17 protein-coding genes are annotated in these 19,555 nt (G+C 62.2%); 3 read left to right on the plus strand and 14 right to left on the minus strand.

Annotation, left to right across the window (positions count from 1 at the left end):
* From tssI to tssB, 11 genes are all read right to left on the minus strand, one after another.
* A partial coding sequence (gene tssI / locus N430_RS12410) for a type VI secretion system tip protein TssI/VgrG (RefSeq protein ID WP_116583641.1) occupies positions 1–1,550 on the minus strand: 1,550 nt, incomplete at its 3' end.
* A 73-nt stretch (positions 1,551–1,623) separates the two neighbouring features.
* Positions 1,624–2,139, minus strand: a complete 516-nt coding sequence (locus N430_RS12415) for an Hcp family type VI secretion system effector (RefSeq protein ID WP_110637686.1) — start codon at positions 2,137–2,139, stop codon at positions 1,624–1,626.
* Between the two features lie 112 nt (positions 2,140–2,251).
* On the minus strand, positions 2,252–3,097 hold the full coding sequence (gene icmH / locus N430_RS12420; RefSeq protein WP_110637685.1) for a type IVB secretion system protein IcmH/DotU: 846 nt from the start codon (positions 3,095–3,097) through the stop codon (positions 2,252–2,254).
* 1 nt (position 3,098) lies between these two features.
* The gene (gene tssK, locus N430_RS12425; RefSeq protein ID WP_110637684.1) at positions 3,099–4,436 is read right to left on the minus strand and encodes a type VI secretion system baseplate subunit TssK; all 1,338 of its coding nucleotides are present in this window, start codon (positions 4,434–4,436) and stop codon (positions 3,099–3,101) included.
* A gap of 46 nt (positions 4,437–4,482) precedes the next feature.
* Complete coding sequence (gene tssJ / locus N430_RS12430; protein WP_110637683.1) at positions 4,483–5,238, minus strand: type VI secretion system lipoprotein TssJ; 756 nt, start codon at positions 5,236–5,238, stop codon at positions 4,483–4,485.
* Positions 5,239–5,240: 2 nt separating this feature from the next.
* Positions 5,241–5,810 (minus strand): FHA domain-containing protein, encoded by a 570-nt coding sequence (locus tag N430_RS12435; protein WP_110637682.1) that lies wholly within the window; start codon positions 5,808–5,810, stop codon positions 5,241–5,243.
* On the minus strand, positions 5,807–6,823 hold the full coding sequence (gene tssG, locus N430_RS12440; protein ID WP_110637681.1) for a type VI secretion system baseplate subunit TssG: 1,017 nt from the start codon (positions 6,821–6,823) through the stop codon (positions 5,807–5,809). The genes N430_RS12435 and tssG overlap by 4 nt, the downstream gene beginning before the upstream one ends.
* Positions 6,787–8,553, minus strand: coding sequence for a type VI secretion system baseplate subunit TssF (gene tssF, locus N430_RS12445; RefSeq protein WP_110637680.1), 1,767 nt, complete (start codon positions 8,551–8,553; stop codon positions 6,787–6,789). The genes tssG and tssF overlap by 37 nt, the downstream gene beginning before the upstream one ends.
* Before the next feature lie 2 nt (positions 8,554–8,555).
* Positions 8,556–8,966: a type VI secretion system baseplate subunit TssE gene (tssE, locus tag N430_RS12450; protein ID WP_110637679.1), complete on the minus strand. Its 411-nt coding sequence runs from the start codon at positions 8,964–8,966 to the stop codon at positions 8,556–8,558.
* Positions 8,963–10,453 carry a type VI secretion system contractile sheath large subunit gene (gene tssC, locus N430_RS12455; protein WP_110637678.1) on the minus strand — a complete coding sequence of 497 codons (1,491 nt, stop codon included), beginning with the start codon at positions 10,451–10,453 and terminating at the stop codon, positions 8,963–8,965. The genes tssE and tssC overlap by 4 nt, the downstream gene beginning before the upstream one ends.
* 18 nt (positions 10,454–10,471) lie before the next feature.
* Positions 10,472–10,975 carry a type VI secretion system contractile sheath small subunit gene (tssB, locus tag N430_RS12460; RefSeq protein ID WP_110637677.1) on the minus strand — a complete coding sequence of 168 codons (504 nt, stop codon included), beginning with the start codon at positions 10,973–10,975 and terminating at the stop codon, positions 10,472–10,474.
* Between the two features lie 342 nt (positions 10,976–11,317).
* Here tssB and vasI point away from each other — a divergent pair, with 342 nt between their 5' ends.
* Genes vasI through tssM form a run of 3 tightly spaced genes read left to right on the plus strand, consistent with a single transcriptional unit; the run spans position 11,318 to position 16,994 of the window.
* Positions 11,318–11,971, plus strand: coding sequence for a type VI secretion system-associated protein VasI (gene vasI, locus N430_RS12465; RefSeq protein ID WP_110637676.1), 654 nt, complete (start codon positions 11,318–11,320; stop codon positions 11,969–11,971).
* Positions 11,959–13,425 (plus strand): type VI secretion system protein TssA, encoded by a 1,467-nt coding sequence (gene tssA, locus N430_RS12470; RefSeq protein WP_110637675.1) that lies wholly within the window; start codon positions 11,959–11,961, stop codon positions 13,423–13,425. The genes vasI and tssA overlap by 13 nt, the downstream gene beginning before the upstream one ends.
* Positions 13,422–16,994: a type VI secretion system membrane subunit TssM gene (gene tssM / locus N430_RS12475; RefSeq protein WP_110637674.1), complete on the plus strand. Its 3,573-nt coding sequence runs from the start codon at positions 13,422–13,424 to the stop codon at positions 16,992–16,994. Before tssA ends, tssM begins: the two co-directional genes overlap by 4 nt.
* An 18-nt stretch (positions 16,995–17,012) precedes the next feature.
* On the opposite strand, the gene N430_RS12480 is transcribed toward tssM, so the two are convergent.
* From N430_RS12480 to galB, 3 genes are read right to left on the minus strand one after another with little or no spacing between them, the layout of a single operon-like run.
* A complete protein-coding gene (locus N430_RS12480; protein WP_110637673.1) occupies positions 17,013–18,092 on the minus strand; it encodes a 4-oxalomesaconate tautomerase in 1,080 nt (359 codons plus the stop codon).
* A gap of 2 nt (positions 18,093–18,094) precedes the next feature.
* Positions 18,095–18,811, minus strand: coding sequence for a 4-carboxy-4-hydroxy-2-oxoadipate aldolase/oxaloacetate decarboxylase (locus tag N430_RS12485; RefSeq protein ID WP_110637672.1), 717 nt, complete (start codon positions 18,809–18,811; stop codon positions 18,095–18,097).
* Complete coding sequence (gene galB / locus N430_RS12490; RefSeq protein ID WP_110637671.1) at positions 18,808–19,542, minus strand: 4-oxalmesaconate hydratase; 735 nt, start codon at positions 19,540–19,542, stop codon at positions 18,808–18,810. Before galB ends, N430_RS12485 begins: the two co-directional genes overlap by 4 nt.
* Positions 19,543–19,555: the final 13 nt, after the last annotated feature.

Raw genomic sequence — 19,555 nt, forward strand, 5'->3', positions numbered from 1 at the left:
TCCTGCCGCCCCAGTTCATCCTCGAAACGCAGCTCGTTGTAGCCATCACCCTTGTGGGTCTGGCTCTTGATGGTCATGCGGGTCTTGTGTTCCGGCAGGTCGTATGGCGGCAGCTGGTTACCGCAGTAGGTGCGACCGGTGATGATCGGCTGATCAGGGTCGCCGTTGAGGTACTGGACGATCACCTCCTGGCCGATGCGTGGGATGGCCATCGATCCCCAGCTGCCGCCAGCCCAGCCTTGTGACACGCGTACCCAGCAGGAACTGAACTCGTTGCTTTTGCTCTCCCGGTCCCAGGGAAAGCTGACCTTGACCCGGCCCCACTGGTCGCAAAAGATCTCCTCGCCGGGCGGACCGACCACGGTGGCCATGTGTGGGCCGTCGACACGCGGACGGGGCAAGGGCGCCGGCCGCCATTCGGCCATGCCGGGGACCAGTACCGCGTTTTGCACGTAATGGGTGCCTTGCTTGGCGTCGGCGGCGCCTTCCTGCAGGCTGGTGAACTGGCTGCCTTCGTGGTGGGCGCTGATCACCCGCCAGAGCACATTGAGGTTTTCGCGCGGGTGGCCGGTGAGGGTGAAGGCCTGGCCTGGTTGCAGGCGTACGTCGTCGCCTGTGACTTCGGCAATGCGGGCGTCGTGGCGCAAGCCGGTCAGACGGGTCTGGGTGAAGGAGATGCCGACTGCTTCGCGCTTGTAGCGCCCGGGGTAGTCGAAACGCTCGTAGTCCATGGACTGATGCACTTCGCCCTTGGCGCTGGCTTGCTGATCCAGACGATAGGCCGGGTGGGTGAAGGTATAATCACGCTGGGCCTGGCGCGCAGTGCGCACGTTCTCGCTGTAGTAGAAGCGCCGCAGGCAGGGCTGCGCCTGGTCGCCACCGCTGTTGACGTGGTAAAGCACAGGCTCCGAGTGGATTGCATCCTCTGCTTCGTAGGCGCCTTTGTGCTTGTCCTTGATCTGAATGGGACCCTGTCTGATCAGGCCCAGTGATAACAAGCAGTCGGTGATGATCAGCTTGTGCTGCTTGGGGCTGTGCTCGAAGCTGTAGACAAAACCTTCCTCTGCAGCGAGGCGGGCAATGAAATCGAGGTCGGTCTCCCCAGCCTGGACGCAGAACTCGCGGATCTGGTGCTCACGGACTGTGCTCAGGTCGAAGCGCAGGATGCCCTGGCGCTGGAGCATCAGTTCGAGAATCTTCGGCACGGTCTTCTGCTGAAAGATGCGCCAGTTCGAGCGCAGCCCGGCGCGGGCCAGCTGTGGTTCGACCAGGGCGTGATAACGGGTGCGGTGGAAGCCGCTATCGCCCTGGCGGAAACTGCTGATCAGGCCGTGTACGTAACGCACCGGGCGGTCTGCGTCCCAGATGGTGAACAATGCAGGCTTGTCGAGCAGTTGAGCGAAGTCGATGTCGTCGTAGAAACTGATGAGTTCCAGCGTTAACTGGAAAGGGGTACCCAAGGCCTCCTTGAGCTCGAACGACACCACTTCGAGTTCAATATCAGCCGCCAGGGGCTGGAAGCTGTAACGCAGATCCGATTGGCTAGGCATGAGAATTCCTTATCCGCCGTCTCCAAAGGCAGAATGCCCGGGCGGAAGAAACCACCCGGTGCATTTTTGAATATCAGGAAGCCGGCGCTCGCCAGTCATCTGAGCTTTCAGTGTTTGCAATATCGTGGGCCCAGGTAATCTTCCGATAGGCCAGCGAGACCTTGATCAATTGCGTGTAGTTTTCGTTGTCCTTGTCTTGAGCATGGGGGAGTACTGTGAGGATGTTGACGATGGTGGCGTCTTCGAGTTTGGTGGTGAAAAAATGCTCTTGCTTGCCCTGCGCTGAAGTTCGATACCAATTGATTTCGACTTTGGTGAGCATTTCTCCAGTTGCCAGTGCTTGATAGAGGAGCGGTATCGCCTTGTTAAGCGCACAGGTGAAGGTCAAGGGTTTATGCACCCGTTGCCCGGTCGGTTGGCCGCTCTGTGGGTCCGTTGGCGTAGAAACTTCGTGCTTGATTTCCTGTACCAGAATCTCGTCTTCGTGGCCTTCGACATAGACATTGCCGACCGAGTCGGAGGTGAAGGCGCCAGCGGTAATGTTCCCCTGTTTCAGACCTTCGATCTTGATGTAAGCGGGTGTTGGCATGGCAGTTTCTCCTGCATCCAAGTGGATAAAACACGCGCACCACAGGTGGCGTGGCCATCGGTATCGATGGGCTTGTCAGCGAGGCCGGGACCTCGTCAGTTCGTGGAAAATTTCACTGCTGCAGAATGCCGTTGAGCGACTCCAGTACTTCAGCGGTGAGCAGGTGCAGGCGATAGCTGTAAACCCCGTACACCACTGCCATAGCCGCAGCGCTGATCAGCAGCGGGCTCCACCATGGCCACTGCCGGTGCATGCGGAAGTCGCTAGGCGCGACATTGCTCAGTGGGTCGCAGACCTGTTCCGGGACCGGACCACGCACTTCGCGGATTAGCGTGTGGATCTGCTGGAGCAGGGCGTTCACAGCCTCATCACCCTCGGGCGCCAGGCCGTATTTGCCCTTGAGGCCAAGGCACAGACACAGGTACACAAACTCCAGCACGTCGATATAGCGCTGGGGCTCCTGCATCAGGCGCGACAGCACCGTGTAGATCTTCTCCCCGCCCCAGGTCTCATGATGAAAAATGCTCAGCAGCGACTCCTGGCTCCAGCAAGAATTTCTGCCCCAGGGTCGACTCATCACGGCCTCGTCCAGGTACAGGCACAGGGCATAGGAGTAAGCCAGCAGTTGCGCGGACTCATAGCCGCGCTGGCGCATTTCCTCGACGATGTTGTCGACCTGGGTGCGCACCTGATGGTGCACGTCCTGGATGTTGGGCAGGCTGTCCAGCGTGCGCAGGCGCATCACCAGACCGAACAGCGGCATCGCCGCATCGATCATGGGGTTCTGGAAGGTGCCGCGCAGCTGGAAGTCCGGGTCCGCCAAGTAGCCTGCGCAAGCGGCTTCGGCATCAGGTGCATGCGCATCTTCAGCCCCGTATTTTGAAGGGTGAAGCGCCGTCTCCAGCGGTTCGCGTTTCGTTGGCGTTGTATCAACAGCCTTGCTACCAGACGCATCCATTTCATTCACTCCTGATTGCCCAGAATTGCAGTTCAAGGCCCGGGATTTTCCCGGCGATGTGGATGCCAAACCCGTGGCTGTCCTTCATGGATGCCCAGGCCGGGCTGCGCCGGTCGAGCTCGAAATAGCTGAAACCGGCATGGAAGGGCAGGTCGCGTGGCGCCACCGGCAACGCCACCAGCGCAATGCCTGGCAAGTGATGCAGGACCATTTCGTTCATCGCTTCCAGCGCACTGACCTTGACCGTGTGCACGAAGGTCTGACGCAACGATTCGACGGGCTGGTTGGCGCGCACCGCGAGGATGAAGTCGGCCTCGTCGATCAGGCGGCGATCTTCCAGGGTTGTAGTCATCACACCCCAATCGAGGGCCTGCAGCGGCAACGACACCGCCCGCGGCTGCAGCACCGTGCTCAGGGCGCGGCGCAGCGTGTCTTCCAGTGGTTTGAAGGAAGTACGCAGGGCGTTGTGGTAATACGCCGGGTACTCCTGCGGCAGGCGGTTCTCGTCGGTGAAGGTCACCAGCTCACCACAGGCCTGGCTCATGCAGAGATAGAGTTGTTCCGGGTGGGTCTGCGGTTGCCGGGCCAGGTGGGCGAAGCAGGGCCACCAGCGATTCAGGGCCTGCAACAGGTTGAAGTCACGGATATCGGCGATGCCGGACTGACCTGACGAGCCGATACGCGCCGCCAGGTTACGCGCACGTTCGCGCAAGGTATTGCTGATCTCTTCAAGGAAGCGCTGCAGTGCCGGCACTGCCCGCACCGACACGCTGGTGGGGTAGAACGATTCGTCCAGCTGCAGGCTGCCATCGGGGCGACGCTCGAGGATTCTTGCCAGGGCGAGGCGGGTATAGGCACTGCTGTCTTCACGTTGCCGCCGTAGTTGCAGGTTCGGTACGGCGAGGTCCACCCGCACCATGTCGCCATCGGCGGTGTGGGTGTCCTTGATTTCCCGGGCATGCGCGACATAACGCAGGTTTGCCACGCTGTCTGGCCAGCTCACTTCACGGCCGCCGTCGGTGCGCAGCGGCAGGCACAGGTAGATCTCGCTGTTCTGCGCGCCATCGTCGCTGATCTCCAGCGGTGGCGGCGGGGGCAGGTCGCCAGGGATATCGAAGACGGCCCCGTCGGGCATGATGCCCCTGGCCCGGGTGATAGCGATCTTGCCAAGGCACAGGTATTCATCGTTCAACTGCAGTTCGCTGAAGCCGTAGAACGCCGCATTCAGGCTGCTGAGGCGGTGATGTAGCGCCGCCTCGCTGGCCCGGGCCGCTTGCTGGAAATGCTGCGGTTTGACGAACAGGCCTTCAGGCCATAGCACAGGGTTACGTGAACTCATGGGCACTCCATGTCAGGGAAGAGGGTATGGCAGGCCGGCTGATCGATCATCGGTCCTCTTCCTTGAGCTCGATTTGCGCGTCATGGACTTGCAGCGAGAGCACCACCCGGCGGCCTCGCGGGGCAATGCGCAGTACCTGCTGCCAGGTTGCGCTCTCAAGGCTGCGGTAGTCGGCAATCACTGCAATGAAGCGAGTGTCGTCATGAAGGGGTTCGAACGGCACGAACTTGAACTGGCCGGGCGACAGCAGGTAATCGTCATCGCGGATGTAGGTGCTGCGCAGCGCTTTGGCCGGGTCCGGCGCCAGTTGCTGGTAAACGCTGTTGAGCAGCAGTGAGTCGTCCCGCAGTTGCAGGACCTTGACGGCGATGGGGCTGGCGAGCTGGTGACCTTGGCTGGGCGTTGCATCGGGCCGCTCAAGCGCTGTTGTGGCTACCTCGTAGGCCCCGAGCGCAGTCTCATCGGCAGGTGCTGATTCGGGATACTGCGACTGCAGGTAGCTGAACAGGCTGGCGACTTTCTCGGTGAGCGCATGTGGGTCGTCTGCGCTCAGGCTGACCGTGTAAGGGCCAGGCTCGAGTTCGCCTGGTGCTGCTTCAGCGGATTCGCCGTTGTCGGCAACACCATTGAGCGTAGGGCTGACATGGATGCTGATGGCAAGTTCGGTCGGCACATCTTCCGGTGCGCCCACAGGGATAGACGGGTCTTTCAGCACCTGGAACATTTTGCCCAGGGCAGTGCAGCCAGCGGTGGTGGTGAGCCCAAGCGACAGTGAAGCGCAAAGCATCAGGCGTGGAAGCATGATCACGGTCCTGTAATCAGATCTTGCAGAGGATGCTGGTCTGCAGGGCAAGCCTGTAACCTCGCATCGAGGGCAGCCAAAGGGTCGTGCCCGGGGAGCGGGTCGAATGCCGAGCACACATCCGTAGCGGCAAGGAGTGGCAAGGCATCGATGGCGCTGTCTCGCGGGCGGGTCGAAGCGCTCGCCTCCAGGGCCTCGTGCACGTCCTGACTTGGCACGAAGACTTTCTCCAGAGAGCGTCTGATTGCCTGTTCCGGCTGCAGATCGACCCTTAACCGATAGGCACCGACCCGCAGGATGTCGCCATCCCTGAGGCGCATGGGTGGGTGTTTTCCGAGGCAGCGCGTGCTGTCATTCAGGTACGTCTGGCCGCTGCGGTCGATGGCGCAGTAGCCGCCTTCCGTCCAGCGGATCTCGCAGTGGATGGGCTGCACCTTCAGGCTCCTGTCGACCAACAGCCAGTCCGCACCCTGGCTGCCGAGGGTGCCGCCACTGCGGCCGAACCGGTGCTGGCGACTCACGCCGTGCGGTAGCTGTTCGAGGTTGCTGACGTGCAGGGTCAACGTGCTCATGCCCGCCCCCTGAACCGGACTACCGGGCTGATCACTCCGTGACGGTCATCGATGAAGCTGGTCCAGCCCAGGTAGGCGCCCTGGCTCCGGTGCAGGCTGAACGGCGTCAGCGCGTTAAGCTTGAGGCGCAGTTCGAGGTCATATGCCAGCCCATCCCGCAGCAGCACGTCGATCAGTGCACGCAAACGGCCGAAGTTGATGCCACTGGGCAGCAGGTCGCGAAACTGCGCCTGGTCAAGCTCGCTGATCACGATCGTGAACTTGCTGCTGCGGGTTCGTGTTCGGCTGCCAACCATGAAGCTGCTGCCCAGTTCGCCGTTGGCCCGGCCAAGTCGCACCCGTTGGCGGGTGGCAGTGGTCACCGAGCGCGTTTCGAACTCGCGGATGTGTACCTGCGAAAGGTCGAAGCAGTGGCCAATGATGCCGGCCACGGTACCCGGTGAACGGCTGCGGCTGGCGATCACACCGGCGAAACTGAGCAGGCGGCTCCAGGGCAGTGCGGTGTCACCGCGCAATTGCCGATCATTGAGGCCGATCAGCGCGAAGACGTATTGGGAAAACTGGTCGTTGGCGCCAGGTTGAAAGCGAATGTAGTAACGATACTTGCGCCAGGCACGGTGCAGCAGGCTGAGCAGGTAGTGGTTGAAGAAATCGAGGAACGCCGGACGCACACCAATGCCCTGGACATGTTCATGGGCGATCTGCTCCAGGTAGTAGGTTGGCAGCGGCGAGTCGCTGCCGTGCAGGCCCATGAAGGTGGTGCAGATTCGGTAGCGGGCATCACGGCCAGGCATTCGCTTGGCACTCAGCACATCGCTGGCAGGAAAGCGCAGTCGTGGATCGCAGCCCAGGCGTACCCGCAAGCGCGTGGCAGCATCGGGCCAACGCGCTTCCAGATTGTCACCATGCAAGCCGTGCAGATGCTCTAGCAACTGGAAGAAATCGAACCGATGCGCCTGTGCGAGCAGCGAATCGGCTAGATCAGGGGCTGTTTGCCAATCAGCGGAGGCCATGTGTAGTGCTCGTTGTTGGTGGTGTTGGTCACTTCCAGTTGATGGAAGGAATTGATGCTGGCGTAGAGGGCAAAGAAGTGCGCGAGCACACAACTGAACAGGTACAGGTCGCCCTCGCAGAGGAAGCCCTGCTGGTCGAGTTGCAATCGGGTGTGCAGGCCACGCACGGGTTGCCCGTTGATCAGCCAGTCCAGGGGCTCGGTCTGCACGTCACAGATAGCGTCCAGGCGCTTGCGCGTGGTGCGCGCCTGCTGAATGTCATGCAGGGCCGTGAAGTCATAGGCGCGGATGACCGCCTTCAGCGGGTCAGCCGACAGCAGCGACAGATAATTGAGCGACAGGTTGGAAATCAGCGCCCATTGCAACTGGCCGTCGAGCACAGGGCGGTACGGACGGGTCGGGCGCCGGAGGTTGCGGTAGGTGGTCAGCGGTGGCGTGAATTCGTTGATGGTGCAGATGTCGCCGGCATGCAGCGCCAAAGGCAGGTCGCGGTTGGTGCATGTCAGGTCGATGGAAGCCGTTTCCAGCGCACCGCGGTATACGCTGGTGTCAGCGCGTACGAAAGCGATGCGGTGGATCACGCCATCTCCGAGCAAAGATTCTTCGAGTTGGCAACGGTAGTACAGCGTGGCCCGGCCTTGGACATGCTCGATTTCATGGGCGAACGACTCGAAGGGCAGGAATACCCGCAGCGGCTCGCCCGCCTCGCCATCGGCCATGGTACGCGTGCTGATCACTCGGTCGACGCTGAATATTTCGTAGCCGTGCGCTGCGCTGCAGCTTGGTTTCAGCAATGCGTGGGCGTGCTCGCCAGACAAGTCGATCGGGTCGGCACCACAGTGCAACAGGTTCACCGCTGGCGTACAGAACAGGCAGAAGTCGTCGACGCCAACAGGCATTGCGCCAGGCAGTGGGCGGCTGAAATGGAAGTCGATGCTTACCTGCCCGCTGCTCTGGGCCGGCCAGCGCTCGCCCAGGCGGGTGAGGGTAAAGAAGTGGAAGCGCTGAGGGAAAACGAAATACTCCTGCAGGATCCGGTAGCCGTCGAAGACATTCTGCGGGTAGGGCAGCAGGGCTTCTTCGCGGCGGAAACCGGGAAAAGCCAGGCTGCTGGCCGGTAGCCGGCGGACCTCCCCGTTGATCGTCACGCTGATGTGCTTCAGATACTGCGACAACCACAGGTACAGGGTCTGCGCGCAACCGTCATCGCCACTGAGATGAACGTCCAGGCTGTCGCAGCCCAAGCTGTTCAGCGGGCGTTCGACCAGTGTTTCGAGTTCGATGCGCACCACGGAATGCTCCGGCGTGTGGGTCGCCTGGACGTCGCTGATGGCAAAAGGATGCAGCGCTACTTCGGTGCAGGTCCGGTACTCGCAAGCGATGCCATCCACGGGCACGGAGAACAACCGTGTCCCCTTGGGAATGCTGCGGGACTGGCTGAGCGCTTGTTTTTCCGGTGAGAACTGGATGATCGTCGCGCTCGGCAGGGGGCGCAGGTAATTGGGCCAGAGCAGTTGCAGCATGGGGTGTGTCAGCTCCGGCAGGTCGTCCTCGAGCTTCAAGCGCAGCTTGGCAGTCAGGAACGCGAAGCCCTCAAGCAGACGTTCCACGTCAGGGTCGCCACTGTCTTTGCCGAGAAATCGCGCCAGCTGAGGGTTGTCCTTGGCGAAATCCGCCCCTAACTCGCGCAGGTAGCGAAGTTCTTCGCTGAATCGATCCTTTAATGACATGGCTACCTTACTCGGGTGTATCGGCTAAGGCCGTTGACCAGCAACTCGACCTGCAACAGCTCGGGGTGATCGTTTACCTGCACCACGCAGTCGAGCCGCAAATGCAGTTCAAGCGGTGCGTAGGCATCGGGCACGGCTTTCATTCCACGGATCTGGATACGTGGTTCGAAGCGCTGAAGGGTCTGACGGATGTCTTCACTGACTTGCCGCACGCGATCACCGATGCTCAGGTCGTATCCGTTGAAGTCGCGCAGGCCCAGCTCAGGGCTACTTCGGGAGCAACCCTGGCGGGCGTTGAGCAACGTTTCGAGGTGCCGCCTGATCACCTCGAACTTTTGCCCAGCCTGTTCTCGCCGGGAAGGCGTGCGACGGGTCTGGCACTCGGCGATCAAGCGTTCGAACAGGCCGCTCATTGCGTATCGAGCCGCCCAACCAGCGAAATCTCGAAGTTGGCGCCCATGTATTTGAAATGCGGGCGCACGGCGATGGAGACCTGATACCAGCCCGGATCTCCGGCGACATCCGTGACGGTGATTGCGGCGGCGCGCAACGGGCGACGACTGCGTACATCGGCCGAAGGGTTTTCCTGGTCGGCGACGTATTGCTTGATCCACTTGTTGAGCTCCGACTCCAGGTCGCGACGCTCCTTCCAACTGCCGATCTGTTCGCGTTGCATGACCTTGATGTAGTGCGCCAGGCGGTTGACGATGAACAGGTACGGCAGTTGGGTGCCGAGCTTGTAGTTGGTCTGGGCCTGCAGGCCTTCTGGGGTCTTGGGGAAGCTTTTGGGCTTCTGCACCGAGTTGGCCGAAAAGAACGCCGCGTTGTCGCTGTCCTTGCGCATGGTCAGGGCGATGAAGCCTTCCTCGGCCAGTTCGAACTCCTTACGGTCTGAGATCAGCACCTCGGTGGGGATCTTTGCCTGCAACTGGCCCAGTGATTCGTAGAGGTGCACCGGGAGGTCATCCACAGCGCCACCCGACTGCGGACCTATGATGTTCGGGCACCAGCGGTAGCGGGCAAAGCTGTCGTTGATGCAGCTGGCCAGGAGGAACGCGGCGTTGCCCCACAGGTAGTTGCCGTGGCGAGCGTCCATGTTCTCGTGGTAACTGAAGCTTTCAGTCGGCAGCTCTTCAGGGTGGTACGGCGCACGCAGCATGAAGCGCGGTGCGACCAGCGCGGTGTGGCGAGCATCTTCGCTGTCGCGGAACGCTCGCCACTTGGCATGGCGGGGGCCGGCAAAGATGTCCTTGATTTCTTTCAGGTCAGGCAGGTCTTCGAAACTGCTGAGATTGAAGAATTCCGGTGCTGGCGCTGCGAGAAACGGTGCGTGGGCCATGGCACCCACTGATGCCATGTAACTAAGCAGTTTGATATCAGGTGATGACGGACCGAAATGGTAATTGCCCAGCATGGCGGCAATCGGCTCGCCACCGAACTGGCCATAACCGGCGGTGTAAACATGTTTGTAGATACCGCTGCAGGTGATATCGGCTGCGTTTTCGAAATCGTCGAGCAACTCCTCCTTGCTGGTATGCAGGAACTCAAGCTTTATGTTCTCACGAAAGTCCGTGCGGTCTACCAGCAGTTTCAGGCTGCGCCAGGCAGACTCCAGTTGCTGGAACTCCGGTTGATGGAGGATGGCATCCATCTGTTTGCCAAGTACACGGTCGACCTCGGCAATCATCTGGTCGACGCGATGCTTGTTGATCGATTGCTCCAGCTCATCACTTCGCAGAATCTGCGTAATGAATGCGGCTACGCCTTGCCGGGCAACCTGATAGCCTTCCTGGGTCGGGACCAGCAGGGTTTGCGCCATGATCTGGTCGAGCAAGGTAGCCTCGCCCAATACTTCGGATGGAACTTCGGCCGTGGTGGTCGTGTTGTGCTGGGTCGGCATGCTGACGCTCCGTTGTCTTCAGTCTTTTCGTGGTGCGTCGAGCACCAGGTTCAGTTCTTGTGCCAGTCGCTGGCGAGCCTGACCGTCACCCAGCAACTGCTGGAGCTGCTTGCGGAACGCCGGGACGTTGCCCAGCGGGCCTTTCAGGGCCACCAGCGCCTCGCGCAGCTCGATCAGCCGGTTCAGCTCTGGTACCTGGCGCGCGATTCGGTCTGGCCCGAAGTCCTTGATCGAGGCGAACTGCAGGTTGACGGCCAGATCGGTGTCCGAGTCCTGGCCGAGCAGGGAGGGGACCGACAGGTTCAGGCTCACCTGAGCGTCTTCCAGCACACTGTCGAACGAATGCTTGTCGATCCGCAGGACGGGTCGGTCTTCGAGCGCACGGCTGTCGTTCAGTCCGAAATCACCGATAACCAGCATCTTGTGGGGCAATTCGATTTCAGCCTGCTCGCCGCCTGTAGCGGGTACGTAACGGATGTTGATGCGCTCTTTTGGCGCCACGGAGTTCGTATTCTTTGACATATTTATTCAAACTTCCTGCTGTATTTGTAGGGCGTTTCGTACAAGTGCCTAGTGTGGAGGCTTTATATTTGTAGGATGTTTCTCGTGACTGTCCGTTTTGTGTAGGAGTCGTCCTACATGGGGATGATTTGTTGACGGGAATGCTGGTCGGCAAGTTTTCCTTCTTTAAAAACATGCGCAGGAAGCTTGTTGTTGGTCGAGGCTTTTAGTGTAAGTAAATATTTATTTGAATATCTCGTTGGTCATGAATAGTCTTTCTGAAGTTTGGCTGTGCCTGGTGCTGTTAACTTGGTTGCAAGTGCGGGGTCGAGCATGGATTTTTAGAGGGAGAGCTAACTTACGATGATTGCCCGCAGTGCATTTGCCGCTGGTCTTTCGTTGCTGTTCGTTTTGCAACCGGCGTTTGCTGGTGCCGTACGGGACTGCCCAAGCGTGGTATCCAACCTGGAGCGCCTGGCCTGCTTCGACGAGGCCGCCGGCACGCCTGCCCGGGCGCCCAGTCAGGCATGGTCGGCACCGGAGCAGCAGGCTCCAAGCGTGTCACGCGTGATGGCCAACGAGGCCGGCCGCCCCATCGAGGACCTGACCTTCCGCCTCGGTAATGCCCACGAGGAGGCTGGAGCAGCGCAGCCGTGGCTGGTGATATCAGCACCGGCGATAGCTTCAGCCGAGCCACGCAGCTATCTGGTGATCAGCTGTATCCAGAACATTTCCAGGCTGCAGCTGATCACTGGGCAGCCGCTCAATGTCAATCGGGTCAAGGTGCAACTGCAGGGAACGCGTGGAGTCAGCACGGCAACGGCTTGGCAGGTGATGGAAAATGGCCAGGTACTCGATGCGGGCCGCGGACTACCGGCCATCGAACAGATCAAGCGCTTGATAGGTGCCCATAGGGTTCAGGTAGTCAGCGATGACCCGGCCGTCGATGGGCTGACGTTCGATGCTCAGGGGCTGGACCCACTGATCGACCAGGCGCGAAAAACATGTCGCTGGTAGCGGAGGTGTCGGCGCAGGACATCGAGCGGTTGCTTGCGCCCATCGACCCCGAAACACCGGCAGGCCTGTTCGACATCGAGGACGATAGCTATCAGGCGGTCGACCAGGAAATGGTCAAGCTTGGCGGCCTGCACGAAGCGACCATCGATTGGCCGTACATCGAAGAGGCATCCCGCGAGTACTTGAGCCAACGCTGCAAGCACTTGCGCATCGTCGCGCACCTGAGCGCCGCTTGGCTGCGCAGCGGTTGTTGGGCGCGCTGGGGCTTCACCGCCGGGCTGCTGGCCGGGGTGCTCGACCGCTACTGGGAGTCCGCACACCCCAAGCCCGGGCCCAAGGGCTTGCTCGTCAAGCGCAAACTGGTGGTGCTGGTGCTCAACCGCTTGCTAGAGGCGCTGCCGCGCCTGGACCGGTTCACCTTCGGCCCCACTCAGGCAGCGGCGGCGCGCCAGGCAATGGAATGCCTGCAACGGCAGACGCACAAGGCGCAACTTGAACCGAGCCTGCTCGACACGTTGCAACGGCAGTTGTTCAAGCAGCTGGAATGTGCCGTCGGCAACGTCGAAAGCGTACCTGCCACGGTCGCCGCGCCTCGGCCAACGCCCGCACCGCTGGGCGACGCTTTCGCGATGCCCAAGGCCAGCTTGTCTCTGGGCAACGAGCGCGAGACCCGGCGGGCATTGTTGAACATGGCCGAATACATCAACCAGCAGGACCATTACGACCCAACGGGTTACCAGCTGCGCCGCTTTGGTCTGTGGGCGCCAATCAAGGCGGCACCGATGTCCAGGCAGGACCATCGCACCGAGCTGATGGCAGTGCCGACCGATATCGTCGGTAGCTACGAAGACGCCATCGCCAGCCACGCGACGGACCTGACGCTGCTATTGCGCATTGAAAAGAGCGTGGCGGCCTCGCCGTACTGGATCCGCGGCAGTTTCCTGGCCGCGACGGTGGCAAATCGCTTGGCGATGGGCGAGGTGGCCGAAGCCATTCGCGCCGCCTCCGTCCGATTTGTCCAGCGCCTTCCGGCCCTGCAGCGTTTGTGTTTCAGCGACGGCACGGCGTTCGTCGACGAGCCATGCCTGGCATGGCTCAAAGGTGCGCAAAGGCAGGTCGATCGGGGCGCGCCTGCCCATGAGTTCGGGGCGCTTCGTGAAGAGCTGGCCAACCAGTTGGAAGCGAGTGGAATCGAGCCGGTGCTGCTGCGCCTGCAGGCACTGCAAGCGGACTTTGGCGCACCGCGCGAGCGTTGCCACAGCACGCTGATTGCCGCTGATCTGCTGGCGGCGCGCGGGGTTTCCTGGCTGGCCCAGGACCTGTGCAGCAGTGTCGCCCTGACGATGCAGCAAACCACGGCGGATGCCTGGGAACCTGATGTGTTCCAGAGGCTTCAGCAGTACGGCGCTCATGCCGAGCTGACCGATCAGAACAAGGACTGGAAACCTTCATGAGTCAATTCTGGAAGCTATTCAAACGTTGGGGCTTGCCGCTGGCCATGCGAATCGGCCTTGCCATGCCGCTGCTGCTTGGGTTGGGCGCATTGTTGATGTTGGTCGCCATCTGGTGGCTGGGTCCGCAGTGGAGCTGGCGTGAGCAACAGCCCTTGGCCAGTGTTGCGCAACGCAGTGTGGCCAGCCTGCTGCTGGTCCTGGTGCCGCTGTTGTGCTGGATCGCTGTACTGCGCAAGCGCTTTCGTAGCCTGCAGGCGGAACGCCGCCAGGACGCAGCGGCCCAGGCCGATCCGTGCTTGCCGTTTGTTCACGCCCAGCAACAGGCGCTGGATCGCCAGCTGGCGAACTACCTGAGCAATGCGGGAGGACGACGGGCACTGTACCGTTTGCCCTGGTACCTGATGCTGGGCGACAAGTGCGCAGGCAAGAGTGGTTTTATTGAGGGTACGAACCAGAGGTTTTCCTTGACGCGTATCGGCAATGTCCAGGCGCGTGGGCAGCAACTTGAGCAGACTGCTTTTCCGGTGGGCTGGTGGGTCAGCAATGAGGCGGTGATCCTCGATCCGCCAGGCGATCTCATCATCCACGACGCCATAGACGCACAGCAGCAGGATGCCGAGCAGGGACCGTCGGCGGGGCTACCTGCGGGTATCCAGGCCAGGCTCTGGAGCGACTTGCTGGCCTGGTTGTTGCGCAATCGCAGCCGCCGGGCGCTCAATGGCCTGTTGCTGGTCGTGGACCTGCCCGCGTTGCTGCATGGGACACCGCAGCAACGTACCGCGCTGGCCTATGTATTGCGCACCCGTCTGCATGAGGTGAGCAGCCAGCTGGGCGCCCGGCTGCCGCTGTACGTGGTACTGAGCAAATTCGACTTGCTGGACGGCTTCGGTCCGTTTTACAACCGTCTTTCACCGGCCCAGCGCGAACAGTTGCTGGGCTTCACATTCAGGCTCGATGCGCTCAGCCGTTTTGATGCCTGGCAGGACGAGTTGGTCGAGCAATATGATCGCCTGATCCTCCAGCTGCAGGCACAAACCCTGCAGCAATTGCTGCTTGCGGACGGCCTGCCCCAGCGCACATCCCTCGTATCACTGCTTGCACAGCTGGGCGGGCTGCGGCCGATCCTGACTGGCTTCCTGCGCGAAGTGCTGGCCAGTGATCGCTTCACCACGCCGCCACTGGTGCGCGGCGTGTTCTGGTCCTCGGTGCAGCAGCAGGGAGAGGTCAGCAACGCGTTCGTACGCGAGGCGGCGCAGCCCTACAACACACCATTGCCACCGCGCGAGAGCACGCGACAGCCCAAGGCGCAGCGCTTTTTCGCCCAGCAGGTCTTCCAGCAGGTCGTCTACAAGGAAGCGGGCCTGGCCGGCGACAACGTACGGGTTTCGCGAGGCAAACGCCAGTTGCTGTGGGTCGGCTCCGCCGTGGGCGTGCTGGCATTGGCTGTGGCAACCGCCACCTGGCATCGCTACTTCGACCTCAACGGCGCCAAGGCGGCTGGGGTGCTGGACAAGAGCCGGTCGTTCAGCCAACAGGCCGTGGACCCACGCCTGGACCCCACCGGCCGCAACCTGCTGGAACCGCTCGACCAGATCCGCGACGCTGTTGCGGTGTTTGGTGATTATCGCGCCGCATGGCCGCTGGTGGCGGATGTTGGCCTGTATCAGGGGCGGGTCATCGGACCCCGGGTCGACGAAGCCTACCTGAGCCTGCTTTCGCGGCGCTTCCTGCCAGCCTTGGCCAGCGGCGTGGTTGATGCAATGGATGCAGCGCCGGCTGGCAGCGAGCAACAGATGGCTGCGCTCAGGGTCTACCGCATGCTCGAAGACCGCCAAAACCGTCGTCCGGAATGGGTCGAGGAGTGGATGGCGAGCCAGTGGCAACAGGCGTTTCCCGGCCAAGGGCAGGTACAACGGGAACTCATGCGACATTTGCAGTATGCCCTGGCTTATGCCGATGCCGACCTTCCGCAATACCAGGCGCGCGTCGCGAGCGTTCAGCAGGCTTTGCGCAAGGTCCCGTTGCCACAACGGGTGTATGCCACGCTCAAGCAGCAGGCCCTGGAGCGGCTGCCTTACGGGCTGGATCTGCGTCACCAGGTGGGCCCGGTCTTCGACATCGTCTATCAGCCAGCCGACCGCGCCACAGAGGACATCTACCTGGCGCGCCTGCTCACGGCGAAAGGGCTTGGCGAGTACTTCGAGCCGCAGAGTCGGCACATCACCGACATGGCCTTGATCGACCAGTGGGCGCTGGGCGAACGCAAAGCCCTCGATTACTCCGATGCCGACCGCGAAGCCCTGACCGAGCGAGTACGCGCCCTTTACAGCGCGGACTACATCGCCAGCTGGCAGCGCGCGCTTCAGGCATTGGCCATCGCAGATTTCCGTGACCTCGACCATGCGGTGAAGGTCCTTGAGCAACTGACCGGGCCGGCGGCGCCATTGCGACGGTTGCTGGAGACCGTGCGTGACAACACTGTCATCCAACCTTTGCCGGAATTATCCAGCATGCCCGATGCCGTAACGGGCAGCCCGCTGCCACTGCAGATTACCGGGATCAGCCGGGCATTTTCCGGGCTGAACGCCATGCTCGACGCGAAAGGTGAGAAGCCCAGCTACTACGACGAAACACTCGGTGCGATTATTGCCGTCCATGAATATGCGAGGACAGTGCAGGTCAGTCCGGAACGAGGCAATGCAGCGTTGCAGGCGGTGCTGCAGCGCTTCTCGATGCAGGGCGCCGACCCCATCGGTACGTTGCAGCGAGTCGCGACCGGCCTGCCTGAGCCAGTCAGGCAGCAGGTCAGGGCGGTCGCCGAGCAGACCGCTCGCGTGTTGAATATCGAGGCCCTGCGAGAACTGGAGCGCCGCTGGGACAGTGAGGTGTACAGCTTCTTCCAGCAACGCCTGGCTGGCCGCTACCCCTTCGTGGTGAAAGCGCCCGATGCCTCGCTGGACGACTTCGAGGCCTTCTTTGGGCCGAAGGGCCGATTGCAGCAGTTTCAGGATCAGTACCTCAAGGTCTTCCTGAAAGACAATCTCGAGGCGTTGCGCTCGGACGGGCTGGGCACTTCGCTGATTCGCGAGGATGTCATCGGGCAACTGGAAGCCGCCGACCGCATCCGCGAGACGTTCTTCGACCCGCGTGGCAACCTCAGCGTGCAGTTCAGCATCGAGCCCTTGGGCCTCAGTGCCAACCAGCGCACCAGCCTGCTCGACCTCGATGGCCAATTGATTTCCTACACCCACGGGCCGCGCCAGATCGTCGGGGTGATCTGGCCCAATACGCTGGGGCAGCAGGTGCGCAGCAACCTCACCCTGCTCAGCCAAGGTGGCAACAGCAGCAGCCTCGATTATCGCGGCCCTTGGTCGATGTTCCGTCTGCTCAGCCGCGGAGCGCTCAATGGGCGCACCGAGAGCAGCGTGGACCTTAGCTTCCGTGCCGGCGATGGGGTGATGCGCTACCGGTTGAATGCCGAAAAAGCGTTCAACCCCATTACCCAGCAACCGTTCAAGGGGTTCAAGCTGCCGCGCGGGTTGTTGCAGGTGGCGCAGCAGGTCAACTGATTCGGTGCCTATCGTCTTCTAAGCACCCGACCATAGCCCCCGAGGTACGCACACCTGCCCGTCGAACAACAGGCGGGCGGTGCGTACCAGCCCGCATCCGCTCAGCGCTCCCTGCAACAGCGTAACTTCGATACTGAACTCGCCACTGGGGTGCTCCACCGACAGGCGCTGGTGGTCGCCCGTGCCAGTGACGGCAATGCCCTGGGTCACCGTACCTTCGATCAGGCAGGCAGTCGCGGCACTGACCGCGCCGAACACGCCGATCGAGGCATGGCAGCGGTGCGGAATGAACGAGCGGGTACTGATCGTGCCGCCCTGGCGAGGCGGGGAGACCAGGCACATCTTCGGCACGTTGCGCTGGCTGACGTCACCCAGGTTCATGCGCGGCCCCATCTGCAGGCGGATCGACTCCAGGCGCGCCTTCAGCGCATCATCGGCGTCCAGCGCTTCACGGCTTTCCTGGCCGCTCAGGCCCAGGTCTTCGGCGCGCAGCAGGATGACCGGCATGCCATTGTCGATACAGGTCACCTCGATGCCATTGACCTGGTCACGGCTGTTGCCGGTTGGCAGCAGCGCTCCGCAACTGGAGCCGGCGATGTCGGTAAAGCTGATGACCAGAGGGGCGCCGTACCCGGGCACCCCGTCGATGCGCGTATCGCCGGCGTACTCCACTTGCCCGTGGGGCGTGGGTACCTGGGCGATCGCCAACTGGCCGGTGTTTTCCATGAAGATGCGCACGGCGGTGACCGGGCCATCGACCTTGACCAGGCCACGTTCGATGGCGAACGGCCCGACCCCGGCCAGGATGTTGCCGCAGTTCTGGCCGTAGTCGACCCGTGCCTCATCCACCAGCACCTGGGCGAACAGGTAGTCGACATCGGCCTCTGCGCGCTGCGAGGGGCGGATGATCGCCACCTTGCTGGTCAGTGAGTCCGCACCGCCGATGCCGTCGATCTGGCGACTGTCGGGCGAGCCCATGACCGCCAGCAGCACGCGATCGCGCAGGCCGCCATCGCTGGGCAGGTCGTCCTGCAGGAAGTACGCGCCTTTCGAGGTGCCACCGCGCATGAGCAGGCAGGGGATGCGGGTCTGGCTCATGTTCACTGCTCCAGGTCGGCAAGCTGGTCGACGTAGCGCAGGCCTTTGGCGGCCAGGCGAGGGCGCATCTGGTAGATGTCCAGGCCCAATTCACCGGCCGCCAGGCGCAGGCGTTTGCGCTCTTCCAGTTCGGCGCGCTCGGTCGCTGCGCGCAGCACGCCTGCCGCTTCGCCATGGCGCACCACGACCACGCCGTCATCGTCGGCAACGATGATGTCACCGGCATTGACCAGTTGCCCGGCGCACAGCAGCGGCAGGTTCACTGAACCCAGCACTTCCTTGACCGTGCCCTGGGCATTGATGGCCCGCGACCACACGGCAAAGCCCATGTCGCGCAGGGTCTGGCTGTCGCGCACACCGGCGTCGATTACCAGGGCGCGCACACCGCGGGCCTTGAGCGAGGTTGCCAGCAGGTCGCCGAAGTAGCCGTCACAACATGGCGAGCTGGGCGCAACCACCAGCAGGTCGCCCGGGCGACACTGTTCGACGGCGACATGGAACATCCAGTTGTCGCCCGGCGCCACCAGCACCGTCACGGCTGTGCCGGCCACGGCCACGCCTTGCTGGATCGGGCGCAGGCCACAGTCGAGCAGGCCTTTGCGGCCTTGGGCCTCGTGCACCGTTGCCACGCCCAGGCGGCCCAGGGCTTCGACCACCTCGGCCGGTGCCCGGGGAATGTTGCGCACGACCACGCCGGTCTTGCCGATCAGCGCGCTCATGCCAGGTTCTCCGTCACCCGCGGGAAGACACTTTGCAGGCCTTCGGCATAGACGATGTTGCGGGCGCTGGTGATGCCGACATTGCGCTTGGCCTGCACACCACGCTGCAGGGCGACGCGGGTGTAGTACTCCCACAGGTGTTCCTGGCCGGCCATGCACTGGATGGCCGCATATTTCTTGTCCCACACCGGGGTAATGTCGAGGAAGGTGTCCGGGCGCCATTCGCACTGCTCCGGCTGGTGCGGCTCGAAGGCATACACCGGCGGTGCGCAGACGATCTGCTCACCCGGTCTGTAGCCTTCGGCCTGGGCGATGATGCGCGCTTCCTGGGCCAGGTTCATGGCCAGCGGGTGGTCGTAGTTGTACGGGTCCTTGAGCGAGTGGCTGAGGACGAATTCAGGCTGCACCCGGCGATAGACATCTGCCAGGCGCAGCAAGGTGTCGCGGTCGGCGCGCATCGGGTAGTCGCCGATGTCGAAGAACTCGACGCTGGCACCGAGAATCTCGGCGGCGGCCAGGGCTTCATCGCGGCGCGCGGCCTTGACCTTGGCTTCGGTCATCTGGCCCTTGCGCCACAACTTGGCGGACTCGCCACGCTCGCCGAAGGACAGGCAGACCACGTGCACGGCGTAGCCTTGTGCGGCGTGGAGGGCGATGGCGCCGCCGGCGCGCCAGACGAAATCGGCAGAGTGGGCGCTGACCACCAGGGCGGTTTTTTGTGCTGCGTTCATGGGGTTTGGCTCC

Origin of the sequence: Pseudomonas sp. CC120222-01a, from assembly GCF_003097235.1 — a bacterium.
GTDB lineage: Bacteria > Pseudomonadota > Gammaproteobacteria > Pseudomonadales > Pseudomonadaceae > Aquipseudomonas.

Coding starts and splice junctions, on each gene's coding strand:
- N430_RS12415 (WP_110637686.1), bottom strand. CDS start 2,139: ATGCCAACACCCGCTTACATCAAGATCGAAGGTCTGAAACAGGGGAAC.
- icmH (WP_110637685.1), bottom strand. CDS start 3,097: ATGGATGCGTCTGGTAGCAAGGCTGTTGATACAACGCCAACGAAACGC.
- tssK (WP_110637684.1), bottom strand. CDS start 4,436: ATGAGTTCACGTAACCCTGTGCTATGGCCTGAAGGCCTGTTCGTCAAA.
- tssJ (WP_110637683.1), bottom strand. CDS start 5,238: ATGCTTCCACGCCTGATGCTTTGCGCTTCACTGTCGCTTGGGCTCACC.
- N430_RS12435 (WP_110637682.1), bottom strand. CDS start 5,810: ATGAGCACGTTGACCCTGCACGTCAGCAACCTCGAACAGCTACCGCAC.
- tssG (WP_110637681.1), bottom strand. CDS start 6,823: ATGGCCTCCGCTGATTGGCAAACAGCCCCTGATCTAGCCGATTCGCTG.
- tssF (WP_110637680.1), bottom strand. CDS start 8,553: ATGTCATTAAAGGATCGATTCAGCGAAGAACTTCGCTACCTGCGCGAG.
- tssE (WP_110637679.1), bottom strand. CDS start 8,966: ATGAGCGGCCTGTTCGAACGCTTGATCGCCGAGTGCCAGACCCGTCGC.
- tssC (WP_110637678.1), bottom strand. CDS start 10,453: ATGCCGACCCAGCACAACACGACCACCACGGCCGAAGTTCCATCCGAA.
- tssB (WP_110637677.1), bottom strand. CDS start 10,975: ATGTCAAAGAATACGAACTCCGTGGCGCCAAAAGAGCGCATCAACATC.
- vasI (WP_110637676.1), top strand. CDS start 11,318: ATGATTGCCCGCAGTGCATTTGCCGCTGGTCTTTCGTTGCTGTTCGTT.
- tssA (WP_110637675.1), top strand. CDS start 11,959: ATGTCGCTGGTAGCGGAGGTGTCGGCGCAGGACATCGAGCGGTTGCTT.
- tssM (WP_110637674.1), top strand. CDS start 13,422: ATGAGTCAATTCTGGAAGCTATTCAAACGTTGGGGCTTGCCGCTGGCC.
- N430_RS12480 (WP_110637673.1), bottom strand. CDS start 18,092: ATGAGCCAGACCCGCATCCCCTGCCTGCTCATGCGCGGTGGCACCTCG.
- N430_RS12485 (WP_110637672.1), bottom strand. CDS start 18,811: ATGAGCGCGCTGATCGGCAAGACCGGCGTGGTCGTGCGCAACATTCCC.
- galB (WP_110637671.1), bottom strand. CDS start 19,542: ATGAACGCAGCACAAAAAACCGCCCTGGTGGTCAGCGCCCACTCTGCC.